At 60.3% G+C, this 13,983-nt stretch carries 13 protein-coding genes; 8 read left to right on the top strand and 5 right to left on the bottom strand.

What is annotated here, in order from left to right; genetic code table 11:
* The first annotated feature begins 19 nt into the window (after positions 1–19).
* Entirely contained in the window at positions 20–511 is a 492-nt protein-coding gene (locus tag J2T60_RS08995; protein ID WP_253448652.1) for a hypothetical protein, read from the top strand.
* 179 nt (positions 512–690) lie between these two features.
* Here J2T60_RS08995 and J2T60_RS13415 read toward each other — a convergent pair whose 3' ends face one another.
* Positions 691–1,281: a CPBP family intramembrane glutamic endopeptidase gene (locus J2T60_RS13415; RefSeq protein WP_253448649.1), complete on the bottom strand. Its 591-nt coding sequence runs from the start codon at positions 1,279–1,281 to the stop codon at positions 691–693.
* 140 nt (positions 1,282–1,421) lie between these two features.
* On the opposite strand from J2T60_RS13415, the gene J2T60_RS08985 reads away from it, so the two are divergent.
* On the top strand, positions 1,422–2,909 hold the full coding sequence (locus J2T60_RS08985) for a diguanylate cyclase (protein WP_253448646.1): 1,488 nt from the start codon (positions 1,422–1,424) through the stop codon (positions 2,907–2,909).
* A gap of 1 nt (position 2,910) precedes the next feature.
* Here J2T60_RS08985 and J2T60_RS08980 read toward each other — a convergent pair whose 3' ends face one another.
* The gene (locus J2T60_RS08980) at positions 2,911–3,969 is read right to left on the bottom strand and encodes an alpha/beta fold hydrolase (protein WP_253448643.1); all 1,059 of its coding nucleotides are present in this window, start codon (positions 3,967–3,969) and stop codon (positions 2,911–2,913) included.
* Positions 3,970–4,051: 82 nt separating this feature from the next.
* On the opposite strand from J2T60_RS08980, the gene nfi reads away from it, so the two are divergent.
* Complete coding sequence (gene nfi, locus J2T60_RS08975) at positions 4,052–4,738, top strand: deoxyribonuclease V (RefSeq protein ID WP_253448640.1); 687 nt, start codon at positions 4,052–4,054, stop codon at positions 4,736–4,738.
* Here the strand turns inward: nfi and J2T60_RS08970 are convergent.
* The gene (locus tag J2T60_RS08970; RefSeq protein ID WP_253448637.1) at positions 4,730–6,343 is read right to left on the bottom strand and encodes a diguanylate cyclase; all 1,614 of its coding nucleotides are present in this window, start codon (positions 6,341–6,343) and stop codon (positions 4,730–4,732) included. The genes nfi and J2T60_RS08970 overlap by 9 nt on opposite strands.
* A 167-nt stretch (positions 6,344–6,510) precedes the next feature.
* Here J2T60_RS08970 and J2T60_RS08965 point away from each other — a divergent pair, with 167 nt between their 5' ends.
* From J2T60_RS08965 to wrbA, 4 genes are all read left to right on the top strand, one after another.
* Entirely contained in the window at positions 6,511–7,902 is a 1,392-nt protein-coding gene (locus J2T60_RS08965; RefSeq protein WP_253448634.1) for a sodium/proline symporter, read from the top strand.
* 216 nt (positions 7,903–8,118) lie between these two features.
* Entirely contained in the window at positions 8,119–8,496 is a 378-nt protein-coding gene (gene pyp / locus J2T60_RS08960) for a photoactive yellow protein (RefSeq protein ID WP_253448631.1), read from the top strand.
* 44 nt (positions 8,497–8,540) lie between these two features.
* The gene (gene pcl / locus J2T60_RS08955) at positions 8,541–9,752 is read left to right on the top strand and encodes a 4-coumarate--CoA ligase (RefSeq protein WP_253448627.1); all 1,212 of its coding nucleotides are present in this window, start codon (positions 8,541–8,543) and stop codon (positions 9,750–9,752) included.
* 141 nt (positions 9,753–9,893) lie between these two features.
* Positions 9,894–10,499, top strand: coding sequence for an NAD(P)H:quinone oxidoreductase (wrbA, locus tag J2T60_RS08950; protein WP_253448625.1), 606 nt, complete (start codon positions 9,894–9,896; stop codon positions 10,497–10,499).
* Here the strand turns inward: wrbA and J2T60_RS08945 are convergent, their stop codons facing one another.
* The gene (locus tag J2T60_RS08945) at positions 10,500–11,609 is read right to left on the bottom strand and encodes a peptidoglycan -binding protein (protein WP_253448623.1); all 1,110 of its coding nucleotides are present in this window, start codon (positions 11,607–11,609) and stop codon (positions 10,500–10,502) included.
* Positions 11,610–11,612: 3 nt separating this feature from the next.
* Entirely contained in the window at positions 11,613–12,755 is a 1,143-nt protein-coding gene (locus tag J2T60_RS08940) for a flagellar motor protein MotA (protein ID WP_366518301.1), read from the bottom strand.
* A gap of 133 nt (positions 12,756–12,888) precedes the next feature.
* Between J2T60_RS08940 and J2T60_RS08935 the strand changes: the two genes are divergently transcribed.
* A complete protein-coding gene (locus J2T60_RS08935; RefSeq protein ID WP_253448621.1) occupies positions 12,889–13,983 on the top strand; it encodes an MlaE family ABC transporter permease in 1,095 nt (364 codons plus the stop codon).

The following is a 13,983-nucleotide window of genomic DNA, read 5'->3' as shown; positions in this document are numbered from 1 at the left end:
AATCCAAGGGAGATAAAAAATGAAAAAACTCAGTTTCGTGGTGTTTGCTGCTTTTCTGCTGCAGGCCTGTGGGGGTACCTATGTGGCCGATGAATATCCGCTCAATGAAGACCGGGTATCGAGTTTTCAGGTGAATGGGGAGGTCAGTGTCCGTTCCGCTTATGATGAACCCCATCCCATTCGCATTACCAATCTGGATGCCGATCTACAGCAGATCAGTGAGCAATTCGCTGAGCAGATGGGCCAGGAGATCGATCGTCATCATAATGGGGATGGTGGTGCTGACAAGCACATCATGGTCCGTGTTACCGATATGAACCTGGCTAACCGTATTGCCTATATGGAAGGGCGGGTTAGTGTGGAGCTGGAGTTGGGTAACGGGGAACAGGTGAGTTTCGAGCGGCGCAATGGCAGTCCGGGAGTGATTTACCGGGTCCTTAATGGCACTATCGCTCTGGCTGTGATCGAGGCTTTGGAGGATGAAACAGTGCGTGCTTACCTGGCCGAATAGCAGTTCAGATTATAGACGTATCAATGAGCCCGTCCTTGTTTTCAAGGCGGGCTTTTTTTGTTTTCAGTCGATCAGTTATCCATCAAATCGACAATTTATATTCCTATATCGGCTTCGTTCGGATTGCCCAGGTAGCTTGTTTTGAGAGATGGCTTGTTTTGAATCGTGCCAAATTCTTTTCAATCTTGAGGGGTGGTGGTGCTGGGTAAGCGTCGCAGGTAGTACTGGAAGGCGAGCCAGTCGTACAAGGCATGGATGAGGATGACCAGTAGCAGGTTACCGGACCAGAGATAAATCAGGCCCATGTAAAAGCCCATCAGACAGGCAATGATGAAATAGGCCCGGGAGATGCAGTGGGCCAGGCCGAACAGCAGGGAAGACAGAATCAGGCCAGCCTGCCAGCCCAGCCATTCCGCAAGACCGGCCTGAATCACCCCGCGAAACAGCAGCTCTTCCCCCACCCCCGCCAGAATCGCCAGCAACAAGGCCCAATGCTGGGACTTGCCCTGGAACAGGGTGGCCATCATCTCCGCCACCTGGGTTTCCAGGCGCCGGGCCCACTGGAAGCCGAAGGGTAGCAAGGCCATGTAGAACAGGAACATCAGGGCAGTGCCGGCCAGCGTCAGGCCAATGGTGGCAAGATCGAAATGGAGGTCTGCCCAAGGGGTCAGTCCCAGCCAGAGGGCGAGGATCAGGGCCACCGGAATAAAGGCGGCCTGAAACAGGAGGGCCCCATAGAGTGGGTGGCCGGTCTTTTCTTCTTCCTCCACAAACAATCTCCCCAGTGAACGGTGGCCACCATTATGTTGCCGGGGGTTTGCAAGTCAATGAGTGGCGAGAGCTTCCCTACCGAACTATATTCGATCTATGTAAAAACAAAAACGGCTGTTGAAGCTGGAAAGGAGGGGGGATGCATGCCGATTTGTCGATCACTCGTATCGGGATGGTGCTTCTCCTGGCCCTGCCCGGGGCCGGGGCGGCAGCCGACATAGGAAGTAGCGAGGCCGTGTCCCTGCTGGATCGGCCCATGTGGGTGCTGGAAGTATCCCAGCAGGCCTATCTAATGGAGCGGGAGCCGCTGACTTTTTGCGTGGATCCCGATTGGCTTCCCTTCGAAGCGATTGATGAGGCAGGGCGGTATGTGGGTATGGGGGCGGATTTTCTGGCCTTGATGGAGCAGCGGGGCGCATTGGAGCTGGAGTTGCTTATCACGGATAGCTGGTCGGAAACCTTGCAGAGAGCCCGGGACGGTGACTGCGATTTTCTTCCCCTTGCCATGGCTACGCCGGGGCGGGAGCAGTATCTGACGTTTAGCGAACCCTATCTGGAAACCCCTTCCGTTCTCGCAACCCGATCCGACGGCCCCTATGTCCGTGACATTGCGGCGGTGACCCATCAACCGCTGGGGATCATGAAGGATTTCAGTTTTGTGGAAATCTATCGTCAGCGCTATCCGGATATCAATCTAGTGGAAGTGGACAGTTATGAGCAGGGTATTGAGGGGGTGATCGAGGGTCGGCTTTTCGGCTTGTTGGGTAATATGGCCAGTATCCGTTATGCCATACGGGAGTCGGGGAACGGGCAGGTGAAAATCAATGGCCGACTGGAGGGGGATTCCCGGCTCTCAGTGGCGGTTCGTCAAGACAAACCCGAGTTGTTGGCGATATTTCAGACGCTGGTCGCTTCCATTTCAGCAGCCGAGCGTCAGGTAATCATCAACCACTGGTATGGTCAAACATCCGGGGTGGCGGCCGCGGATACCCAGCGCTTGTCGATGATGTGGGCCCTGCTGGTGTTGGTGTCTTTGAGTATTGTGCTATTGCTGTATTGGGGGTATCGACTTCGACTTCTCAACAGGGGCCTGGAAGCGACCAATCAGCGTCTGACCCATCTCAATCGTACCGATGCCCTCACGGGGCTGTTCAATCGCCTGCATTTTGATGACTGCCTGGCCCAGGCCATGACGCGGGCCAAACGAAATAATACGCGGTTGTCGGTGGCCATGATCGATCTGGATCATTTCAAGCGCCTGAACGATCAGTATGGTCATGCATTTGGTGATCATTGCCTGAAAGCGCTATCCAGGATCATGAAGCATATGCTGCAGCGGGGCACTGAGGTCGTGGCCCGCTATGGCGGGGAAGAGTTTGTGGTTTTGTCCGAAGGCAGCGATGCCGAGGCTTTTGTGGCACAGCTGGCCCATTTCCGCCGGGAAGTGGCAGCGAGCCGCATGTGTTTTGGCGGGAATGAGGCCGGGCTCAGTGTCAGTATCGGTGTTTACACGGCCATTCCCCGTCTCAACGAATCGGCCATGCGTTTCCTGCTCAAGGCGGATGTGGCCCTTTATGAGGCCAAGGCCGAGGGGCGTAACCGCCTGGTGGACCATTCCCCGCGTTGAATCAGTCCTCGCATAAGAGGGCAAGGCCGGCTGACTTGGTCAGTTCCCGGCCGGAAGGCAATGCCGTAGTCGGTGAGTGTTGCCATTCCAGCATATCCATGAGGGTTTCCCTTGCCCGCCGGTCACGGCTGAGAAAGTGCCATCCCTCGGGGTAGTAGGCAAAGCGCCAGTGGTGGTTCTGGGGGTCGGGCAGGGTCTTGAGCATATTGCAGATGGCCTCGGGCGGGACCACTTCATCATTGCCCCCGTAAAGCAGCAAGGTCGGGCCCGGCAGTTCGGCACTGGCGGCCAGGGCATCGCTCATGAGGTGGGAGATGCCGTCCAGGGCATCCATTCGACTGCGGTGAATCACCAGGGGATGTTCATCCCAGTAATCGGCCCAGGTGGGATCGTCTGTGGGTTCCACCGCCACCCATTCACTGTCCAGCTTCATGCCCGGGGTCAGGCGGACCCCCAGCCACAGGCCAAGACGCTGATACCAGGGCTGGGTTTCACGGGCCCAGACCGCTGGTGCCATGAGAATCGTGCCGTCCACCTCGGGTGCCTGTTCGCCGGTGAGGGCAAGAATCGCCACCGCCGCACCCATGCTCTCGCCCAGTAGATAGAGGGGTTGTTCGGGGTAGCGGTCCCGGAGTAACGCCAGGGCGGTCCTGGCATCATCCACCAGGCGGTCCCGGCCGGGCCAGATACCCCGTTGTTCGGTGGTACCAAAGCCTCGTTGATCATAGGCATATACCGCCGTCCCTCCACGGGTCAGGACATGGGCCACGGTTTCATGGGAAGCGCGAAAATCATTGAAGCCATGCAGGGCAAGCACAACGCTTTCCGGTGAGCTGTCTGGGAGCCAGCGACTCAGCGGCAGTTCATAGCCGTCCTCGGCCAGCAGGCGGTGACCTTCCAAGCGGGGAAGGGTTTCCCCTTCACCAGCCTCCCAGCCCGGGTCCAGGGCCGGCCCCGGGCTCTGGATCATGGCCTGGGCGCAGCCCTGAAGCAGAAACAGGACGGCCAGCAGCAGCCATTGCCCGCCTTGCAGGGTGGAGGATGATTGGACTGTCGCCACGGTGTACCGCATCCTTTTCGTTGGCCGGAATCGTTAATACTGTCCTATGGTCACCATCTTAGGGCATTGCCGGAGAATTCACATGGATGCTGACAGTGCCAAACGCAGGAGTGTGGCGCATGCCTGGAACCTGACGCCGGAAGAGGCCAGGGGATTGCAGAAGACCCTGGCTGAAAGGCTGATCCTCAACGACCAACTGGGGCCGGTCCAGACCGTGGCCGGTGTAGACATCGGTTTCCCGCGGGGACGTGGCATCACCCGCGCGGCGGTGGTGGTGCTTCGCCTGGATGACTTGAGCGTGGTGGAGCAAGCGGTGGCGGAAGAGCCAACCCGCTTTCCCTATGTGCCGGGCTTGCTGTCCTTTAGGGAAGTGCCCGCCGCATTGCGGGCCTTGCAGCGGCTCTCCCGGCCGCCGGACTTGTTGCTGTGCGATGGCCAGGGGACGGCCCATCCGCGTCGCTTCGGGGTGGCCTGTCATCTGGGACTGCTCAGCGACATCCCGGCCATCGGGGTGGCCAAGAGCCGCTTGCTGGGCGAGCATGCCCCGCTGGCCAGGGAAAAAGGGGCCTGGCAGCCTTTGCGGGACAAGGGAGAAACCATCGGTGCGGTGTTGCGTAGTCGAGCGGGTGTCAGGCCCTTGTATGTATCGCCGGGGCATCGCGTCAGTCTTGAAACAGCCCTGCATTACACCAGTGCCTGCTTGGGCCGCTATCGCCTGCCGGAAACCACCCGGGTGGCGGATCGTCTGGCGGGGGACCGATCAGCGTGAGCGTACCTGGTTGCGACCGGCATGCTTGGCTTCGTAGAGGGCCTTGTCCGCTTCGCGAATCAGGATGGGGCCGCTGCGCTTATCGCCATCCAGCTCGCTGACACCCAGGCTGAGGGTGATGGGGATGGTTCCCGCCTGGGTTTCAATGGGTTGATGGGCCAGGGTCGCCCGAATCCGCTCCGCGATGGCCACGGCATCCTCGAGGCCGGCGCCCGGCAGGATGATGCCGAATTCTTCCCCGCCCAGACGTCCCACTTGGTCCAGTTGCCGCCGTCCGCCCTGGAGAAAGGGCATGAGCTTTTGCAGGATTTCATCCCCCACGGGGTGCCCATGGGTATCGTTGATGGGTTTGAAATGGTCCAGGTCGGCCATGATGATGGACAGCGGCGTGCCCTGCCGGCGGGCGTCGGCCACGGCATTACGCAGGGCGCGCATGAATCCCCGGCGGTTGAACACAGCGGTCAGGGAATCCTTGTAAGCCAGACGCTCCAGGGCCATCTGGCGTTGTTTCTGGGCGCTGACATCCACCGAGACGGCAGAGATGCGATCCAGCTCGCCATCGTCGCCGTAGTGGGCAATCAGGGTGGTCTGAACAGGGATTTCCTCTCCGCCGGGGGTGCGAAAGCACATTTCCCCGGACCATTGCCCTTTTTCAAGGGCCGTGGGCAGCGCCTTTTTGGTCAAGGTTTCGAAGGAATCCTTGCTGTGGACCTTGCGGGGTTTGAAGCTGTCCAGGGCATCATGGGGCCCCAGGCCCAGAATCTCCCGCCCCGCCGTATTGAGATAGATCAGCTCCCCCTCCGGCCGGCTGATACCGATAATGGCCGGGGTGGCTTCAATGATTTCGAACAATTGTTGCTGAGACTGTTCAGCCGCCCGTAGATGGGTGATGTCTTCCAGGATGCCATCAATGAATACGGTCCCGTTGTCATCCTGCTGCTTGCGTACCGAGACCCGATAATGGCCGACTTTTCCCTTCATACTGCACAGCTTGACCGTCTGGCTGTACCAGTCCTCGGCCTGTTGCAATCCCTCGATGAAATGTTCGCGGGTAGCCTTGTCCGCATACAGATCCCGCACCGGGGTCGCCAGCAGGGTTTCCACACTGTCAGCTTCTGCGATCCGGACCATTTCCTGGTTCACGGACAGGAATTGCCCTTGTTGGTCCATGGTGCTTCGATAGATGCCCACCGGCAGGTTTTCCACCACGTCCCTGAGGACCGCCAGTTCATGTTCATTGTCATTGCGGGCGGTGACATCATGGATGATGGACAGCAGATAGGTCTTGCCCTTCAGGCTGAGGGGAGAGCTATAGACTTCCACATCCCGTAGACTTTCATCCGACAGTCGATGCTGGAAACGGAAGTGGTTTCTTTGTGATTCGCGAGCAGCGGACATTTCCTGCCGTATCCGCGCTTCCGGCAGGGTGTTGAGATCTGAAATACGGCGCTGGCTCAGCGTCGCTTGGTCGAGACCGTAAAAACGGCAGGCTGCCGCATTGGCATCTCGAATATGGCCGGTGTCAGGATCCACAAGCAATTTGATGGCTTGGCTGTGGTGGAACATCTGTTCAAACAGCCTTGCTTCCGGATCGCTGGCAGTCACCGCCACGAGACTCCTATTGGGAGGGGTAGGTCGATACTACAGGGGCGCCCCTCATGGGTCACCCCCACAGACGGGGGCTCCCGGCGCCGGCTCCGACAAACGGAGCTGGTCCTGCCTAGCCATACCTTGCTAGATTGATCCGTCATTTCCCTTTTGGAGCAAGCCCAATGGCGACCACCGCCACGCTTATTTTGTACCTGGTCGTATTGCTGGGTATTGGTGTCTGGGCCCGGAAGCGGGTGGGGGACAGTGCCGATTTTCACCTGGCCGGTCGGCGATTGGGGCCGCTGGTGGCCTCCTTGAGTGCCTCGGCCAGTTCGTCCTCGGTCTGGACGCTGTTGGGCATGAGCGGGGCGGCCTACCTCTGGGGGATACAGGCCATCTGGCTGGTGCCCGCAGTGGTGTCGGGTTTTGCCATCAACTGGTGTCTGGTGGCCCCGCGGCTGCGTCAGAGCAGCCACGATAATCAGTCCCTGACCCTGGTGGAGTATCTTTCCCGGGATTGTTCACCCCGGATTTCGAGAACCCTGCGGCTGCTGGGCGCGGCCTTGATTCTCTTCTGTTTCAGCCTCTATGTGGCCTCTCAGTTTCAGGGGGCGGGTATTGCCATCGCCACGGCGACACCGGTGGACAGCACCGTCGCCATTCTGGTGGGCGCTTTTATTGTGGTTCTGTACGTGTTCATGGGTGGTTTCTGGGCCGCCAGCGTGACCGATGCCCTGCAAGGCTTTCTGATGCTGCTGGTGGCCCTGGTGCTGCCTTATGTGGCCTTGTTTGCGGTGGGTGGGCCCGGCGAGTTGTGGCTTGGCCTGAAGGCATTGGAAGATCCCAGCCTGACCCGTCTGGTGGATCAGCCGAGCCTGCTCCTGGCCATGGTTTTCGTGGCCGGCCTGTTTGGCATTGGTCTGGGCTATCCGGGCCAGCCCCATGTGGTCAATCGCTTCATGGCCATGCGTTCCCAGGACGAGATCCGACTGGCTCGTAATGTGGCCCTGATCTGGGCAACGCTGATCTATATCGGCATGGTGATTCTCGGCTGGAGTGGCCGGGTCTTGATGCCGGATCTGGCGGATCATGAGTCGGTTTTGCTGGAGCTGAGTGTCTCCCTCTTGCCGGCCGTGATCGGGGGGGTGGTGACCGGGGGCGTGCTGGCCGCCATCATGTCCACGGCCGACAGTCAGCTCCTGGTGGCCAGCGGTTCGGTGAGTCATGACATGCGCCGTGGTCACCATTCGGTGCTTATTGATCGCCTGGTGGTCCTGCTTCTGGGCGGGATCGCGGTGGTTTTGGCCCTGTTTGTCCCGGAAACCATTTTCGACCGGGTCCTGTTTGCCTGGCAGGTGCTGGGCAATGGCTTTGGTCCCCTGCTGCTGGTGCTGCTCTTTTGTGGTGCCGTGGCCGGCCCCTATCGTCTGGCTGCCATGATGGCCGGCGCCGGGATGACCATTGTCATCAGCTTGTTCCCGGATGCTCCCGGCAATGCCGCGGAGCGTCTGATCCCCTTCTTCCTGGCTTTCCTTCTGGCCTATCTCGGCTACCGGGCCCGCCCCAGGTCCTGACAGGATTTTTCGTCGGAGCCTGCTTCCTGCTGCCACGCATCACACCGACCCGGATAACCATCCGGGTCGGTGTGGCTACCGCTGGTCGGTTTTGTACAGGAAAACACCCAAAAAGCTAGACAGTATCGATACAAAGCGTCTAAGGTTTCTCCGCACTTGAGGCATTTCGCCAAGATTGTTATCTAATAATTTATTACATAATGCAGGAGTGGCACCATGGAGCAGATCAAGTTCGGCACTGATGACATCGAGAACACCCTGGCCAAAATGGATGACAAGGGCCTGGATCAACTGGCCTTCGGCGCGGTTCAGCTGGATGCCAAGGGCAATATTCTTCATTACAACTCGGCAGAGGGTGAGATTACCGGTCGTGATCCGGCTGCCATGAAGGGCAAGAACTTCTTCCGGGAAGTGGCCCCTTGTACAGACCGCCCGGAATTTCGTGGCAAGTTTCAGGAAGGCGTGGCCAATGGCAATCTCAATGCCCTGTTCGAATACACCTTTGATTATCAAATGCAGCCCACCAAGGTGAAGGTGCACATGAAAAAGGCCATCTCCGGCGACAGCTACTGGGTCTTCGTCAAGCGAATCTAAAGCGGACGGGCCCTCGAAGCCGGGGGCCCAATGGAGTGGCCTCAATGAACGCTGTTTACCCTGACCGAGCCGGAATTCTGGATGTCCTGCGCTGTTTGACCCGGGATACCCTGGCTACCCTGCGCAATGAGTCCTTGCTGGACTATGCGCCGGATGACTGGGCTGAAGATCAGCACCTGAATGAAGCGCCGTTATATGCCGATTCCCTGGAGGTCCTCACCCTGGCCGGGCATGTGAACCGCCTGTTCTCGATGGACGAGACCGGTCTGGAGGATTATCTCCTGCGACGTCGTACCCTGGGAGATTGGGCCGATCTGGTGGAGAAGGTAGTCAGCGGTGATGGTTTGAGCCTGGGTAGTAGCGGTTTGCGCTTTCTTACCTCCGGCAGTACCGGCACACCCCGGGAGCATGCTCATTCCTGGTTTGCCCTGGGGCGGGAAGTGAATGAACTGGCCAAACGATTTGCCCGTCGCCAGCGCATCCTCTGCCTGGCTCCCCGGCACCATATTTACGGTTTTATTTTCGGTGTCCTGCTGCCACGGGCACTGGGTGTTCCGGTCCTCACCGAGCAGGATGCGGAAGCCGCCATGCTCAGGGATCTGCGTGCCGGTGACCTGATCATTGGGTTCCCGATGCGCTGGCAGTATGTGGAAGGCTCCCGGCAGGCCTTCCCCGAAGATGTGGAGGGTGTGACCTCTACCGGTCCCTGTGAGGAGGCACTCATCCATCGGCTGCGGGCCAAGGGCCTCAGCCGCATGCATGAGATCTACGGATCCACCGAGACGGGTGGCATCGGCATTCGCACTCGCCCCGAGGCGGCATTTACGCTTTTTCCCTGGTGGCAGTTGGGCAGGGAATCATCCATGACATTATTCGAGCGTGGGGTAGCGACCGCCTCACAAGGCATTCCTTTGCCGGACCGGCTGACCACTGAGGGCAAGCGTCACTTCCGCCCCCTGGGCCGCCGAGATGGTGCCGTCCAGGTGGGCGGGATCAATGTCAGCCCTGAGCTGGTGGCTCAGCGCCTGTGTCATCACCCGGCTGTGGCGAAGGCCGTGGTGCGCCCCGGCCCTGCCGGGCGTCTCAAGGCTTTTCTGGTTCCGGTCTCTAATGGGCCTGCCGGCGATAACTTGAGCGAAGCGGCGATGCGGGCCTGGATGAGTGAAAACCTGCCTGCCCATGAGCGCCCCGCGGAATTGCGCTTCGGCGATGAGCTGCCACGCAATGCCCTGGGCAAGGCCGCTGACTGGGCCTGATACATTGGAAAGTTGCCGTCCCCGTCTGTCGCGGAAAGGGCAAATCGGGGCTGGTAATTAGTCCATTTTCGTACTAAATTGAAGGGTAGAGTCGGCGCTACCGTATTGGACGCCGAGAAATCAGCCGCAAGGAGAGTCGCAATGACCAAGGTATTAGTTCTTTATTACAGCACCTGGGGACACGTAGAGACCATGGCAAACGCTGTTGCCGAGGGCGCCCGCGGCGTGGACGGCACCGATGTGACGGTGAAGCGGGTGCCCGAAACCATGCCCCAGGAAACCGTGGAGCAGATTGGTGCGAAGGTGGACCAAGCAGCCCCGGTGGCTTCCCCGGATGAATTGGCGGATTACGATGCCATCATCTTTGGCACGCCCACCCGTTTCGGCAATATGGCCGGCCAGATGCGCAACTTCCTGGATCAGACCGGCGGCCTCTGGGCCCAGGGGAAACTGATTGGCAAGATCGGTAGCGTGTTCGCCTCCACTGGCTCCCAACACGGTGGTCAGGAAACGACCCTGACCTCCTTTCACCTCACTTTGATGCATCACGGCATGGCCATATTGGGTGTGCCTTACAGCTGCAAGGCCCTGACCAATATGGACGAGATCACCGGCGGCACCCCCTATGGCGCCACCACCCTGGCGGATGGCGATGGCAGCCGCCAGCCCAGCGAAAACGAGCTGACCATTGCTCGCTTTCAGGGTCAGCACGTGGCCGAATTTGCCAAGCGCCAGTTTGGCGGATGATCAGCGATTGGTGAGTCGTAATTCGATACGGCGGTTCCGGGCCCAGGCCTCGGGGCCGTCGTCTTCGTCCACCGGCTGGTGTTCACCGAAACCGGCCGCCGCCAACCGCGCCTCGGGCAGGCCCTGCTCGGAGAGATAATGGACGATATTCAGGGCCCTGGCCGTGGACAGCTCCCAGTTGGACGGGAATTCTTCAGTGCGAATGGGCCGGCGATCGGTATGCCCTTCCACCTGTAATACCCAGTCGATGTCATCCGGAATCCGTTCGCTGATGGTGGCGAAGGTCTCCGCCAGTTGATCCAGGGTTTGCCGGCCCTCGGGGCCGATGTCGGCGGAAGCGGATTCAAAGAACAACTCCGACTGGAAGCGAAAGCGGTCGCCCACGATTTCGATTTCCTCGATGTCATCCAGGGCTTCCCGCAGCCGGCCGAAGAACTCCGAGCGATAGCGATCCAGCTCTTCCACCTTTTCCGCCAGGGCAATGTTCAGGCGTTCTCCCAGGTCCTGGATCTCGGCCCGTTGGGTGGCCATGGTGGCCTCGGAAATATCCAGGGCCTGGGACAGGGCGCTGAGCTGTTCCCGCAAGGCCCGGATATCTTCCCGTAGGGCCACCACTTCACTCCGGGCTTCTTCGGCCCGCCGTGATTCTTCGTCAAGGGCTTGTTCGCTTTCTTCCAGTTCCGATTCCAGCACCACGACTCTATCCCGTTGTGCTTCAAGGGCCTGCTCGGTTTCCTCCAGTTCCGCGCTTCGTTCCGCCAGGGTTTCCCGCAAGCGGGCCCGGGCCGCCTGGCTCAAGACCAGCTCCCCCTCCAGGGTGTCCCGGCGCGCCAGGGTGGCTTGCAGGGCGCTGTCCAGTTCCGCCACCCGGCCTTCCAGGCGTTGGCGTTCCTGGCGCTCCATGGACAGGGTGTCGGCGAGTTCCGAGATTTCCTCTTCCAGCGCGGCCAGGGTTTGGTCCCGGTCGTAGAGGGTGTCGCTGAGATAGAACTGGGCCACCACGAAAAACAGCAGCACAAAGACAAACACCAGCAGGATCGTGGCCAGCACATCCACGAATCCGGGCCAGATATCGAAGCCGTTACGGCTGCGTCGGGAACTGCCCATCATGGTTTAGCGGCCCCCGTCCTGGGAATGACCAATGGTCCGGGTCAGCAGGCGGATCTCTTCCCGCAGCGTTTCCAGCTGCTGGGCCCGATCCTGGCTGATCTCGCTGTGCAGGCGTTCGGTGGAGCGGGCCATTTGCTGCAAGCCGCTCTGCAGACCTTCGCTTTCCTGATTGCGTTGCTCGGTGGCGTCGGCCAGTCGCTCCAGCACCGGGCGCAGTTCGTTCTGGGTTCGGTTCAGTGAGGCCAGGCCCTTGCGTTCGGACTGACTCTGTTCCGCCAATCGGGCCAGCTCGGTGGCCAGCTCCGCCAGGCGGCTGTCGGCGGCACGGCGGTCCTCTTCCGAGCGCTGCATCATGCGCTGGAGTTGCTCCAGGGAGTCCGCCGTCTGCTCCAGCAGGGCCTGGATATAGGCCGGCACACTGCCTTCCTCGCCACCACCGGCCAGGGCGCCGCTGCCCAGGCGGGTCTGGCCGGATAACCATTCCTCCAGGTCGTTGTAGAAACGGTTCTGGGCGGTGGCCGCCTGCAGATCGATAAAGCCCAGCACCACGGCCCCGGAGAGGCCGAACAGGGAGGAGGAAAAGGCCGTGCCCATGCCGCTCAAGGGGGCTTCCAGTCCTTCTTGCAGTTCCTGGAAAAAGACCTGGGCGCTGCGGTCATCAATGCTCAAGCCGGAGATCACCGAGCCCACCGCCCGCAGGGTATCCAAAAGCCCCCAGAAGGTCCCTAGCAGCCCCAGAAAGACCAGCAGCCCGATGAAATAACGGGACAGGTCCCGGGATTCATCCAGTCGAGCCCGGACGCCGTCCAGCAGGGTACGCAGGGAAAGGGTGGAAAGGCTGAGGTTGTCCGCCGAACGGCCCGTGAGCATCTGTGCCATGGAACCCAGCAGGCGGCTGGGTGGGCGTTTTACCGTGCCACGTTCGCCCCGGCGGAAGGCTTTCAGCCAGTTCAGCTCCGGCTGCAGGACCAGCACCTGACGGGCGTTGATGAGAATGCCCACTGCCAGCACGGCCAGAATCAGGCCGTTGAAGATGGGGTTGGCCAAGAAGGCCTGGCGGAGCGGTTCCATCAGCAGCAGGGCGATCAGGGCCACGGCGCCGAGAAACAGGGCCATCCAGATCAGCACGCGGGACGGATTACGCACAATCGTTCTCCTGGCTAGGGTTGTGATGACTGTGACCATTCATCATGGCCTTGGTGCCGTGTCGGCTCAAGTCATCCATCAGGACAGTTCCTGATAAACTGACTGCATTCGGGGATCAGGATCAGGGATTGCCATGAAGGCGAAGGTCCGTTTTCAGCGGAATCAGCTCACCTGCGAGGGTGATTGGCGACTGGCGTCACTGGGGGTGGTGGAGACGGAGATGCCCCCGCCGCCATCGGCGGCCGGCACGTTGACCCTGGATGCCCGTGGCCTGGACCAGCTGGATCTGGCCGGTGCCCGCATCCTGCGCCGCTGGGTGGAGGCCGCCGAAGCCAAAGGCGCCTCGGTTGCCCTGCAATTCTCCCCCTCCCATCAACGCCTGTTTGAGTTGGCCGAGGCGGTCCAGACCGCCTCCGAGCAGCAGGCGGCCCCGGATAATCCTCTGGCCCGCCTGGGTCGGCTCAGTGAACAGCATGCTCGGGAATTGCTCGACTCTCTGGCCTTTATCGGCGAGACCGCCCAGGCCTTGCTGCCCCGTCTGCTCCGGCCCTGGCGTCTTCGGGGGCGGCGATTCATGTCGGAATTGGAACAGGCCGGGGTCAATGCTTTGCCCATCGTGGGGTTGTTGAGCTTTCTGGTGGGGATTGTGATTGCCTACCAGCTCACCACCAGCCTGGAGGAGTATGGGGCCACGGCGGTATTGCCGGAGCTGTTGAGCAGTACCATCTTGCGGGAGCTGGGGCCCCTGGTGGTGGCCATTGTGGTGGCTGGGCGAACCGCCTCGGCCTATGCCGCCCAGTTGGGCACCATGAAGATTAATGAAGAGATTGATGCCTTGAAAACCCTGGGCATCAGTCCTTTCGACATGATGGTGCTGCCCAAGCTGCTGGCGCTGGTAGTGGCGGTTCCCCTGCTTACCGTGCTGGCCAATCTCACCGGCATGCTGGGCGGCGTGGTGGTGAACTGGCTGGCCTATGATCTGTCGCTGATGGATTTCCTGCGTCGTCTGCCCGAGGGGATGGGGCATCGCCATCTCTGGCTGGGCCTGATCAAGGCGCCGGTGTTTGCCGTGGTGATTGCCATTATCGGCTGCCGCCAGGGGCTCCGGGTGGAGCGGGGCGCCGAAGGAGTGGGGCGGGCCACCACCACTGCCGTGGTACAGGCCATCTTTGCGGTGATCGTGATCAATGCCTTCTTTTCCATCCTGTTCAATATACTGGGGCTGTAA

Source organism: Natronospira proteinivora (genome assembly GCF_024170465.1).
Classification (GTDB): domain Bacteria; phylum Pseudomonadota; class Gammaproteobacteria; order Natronospirales; family Natronospiraceae; genus Natronospira; species Natronospira proteinivora.
Note: the sequence above shows the minus strand (reverse complement) of the source record. Positions and strands in the feature narration are given on the sequence as shown.

Excerpts from the sequence above, each read along its gene's own strand:
- pyp (WP_253448631.1), top strand. The coding sequence starts at position 8,119 with ATGGAGCAGATCAAGTTCGGCACTGATGACATCGAGAACACCCTGGCC.
- J2T60_RS08935 (WP_253448621.1), top strand. The coding sequence starts at position 12,889 with ATGAAGGCGAAGGTCCGTTTTCAGCGGAATCAGCTCACCTGCGAGGGT.
- nfi (WP_253448640.1), top strand. The coding sequence starts at position 4,052 with ATGGATGCTGACAGTGCCAAACGCAGGAGTGTGGCGCATGCCTGGAAC.
- pcl (WP_253448627.1), top strand. The coding sequence starts at position 8,541 with ATGAACGCTGTTTACCCTGACCGAGCCGGAATTCTGGATGTCCTGCGC.
- J2T60_RS08985 (WP_253448646.1), top strand. The coding sequence starts at position 1,422 with ATGCATGCCGATTTGTCGATCACTCGTATCGGGATGGTGCTTCTCCTG.
- wrbA (WP_253448625.1), top strand. The coding sequence starts at position 9,894 with ATGACCAAGGTATTAGTTCTTTATTACAGCACCTGGGGACACGTAGAG.
- J2T60_RS08965 (WP_253448634.1), top strand. The coding sequence starts at position 6,511 with ATGGCGACCACCGCCACGCTTATTTTGTACCTGGTCGTATTGCTGGGT.
- J2T60_RS08945 (WP_253448623.1), bottom strand. The coding sequence starts at position 11,609 with ATGATGGGCAGTTCCCGACGCAGCCGTAACGGCTTCGATATCTGGCCC.
- J2T60_RS08995 (WP_253448652.1), top strand. The coding sequence starts at position 20 with ATGAAAAAACTCAGTTTCGTGGTGTTTGCTGCTTTTCTGCTGCAGGCC.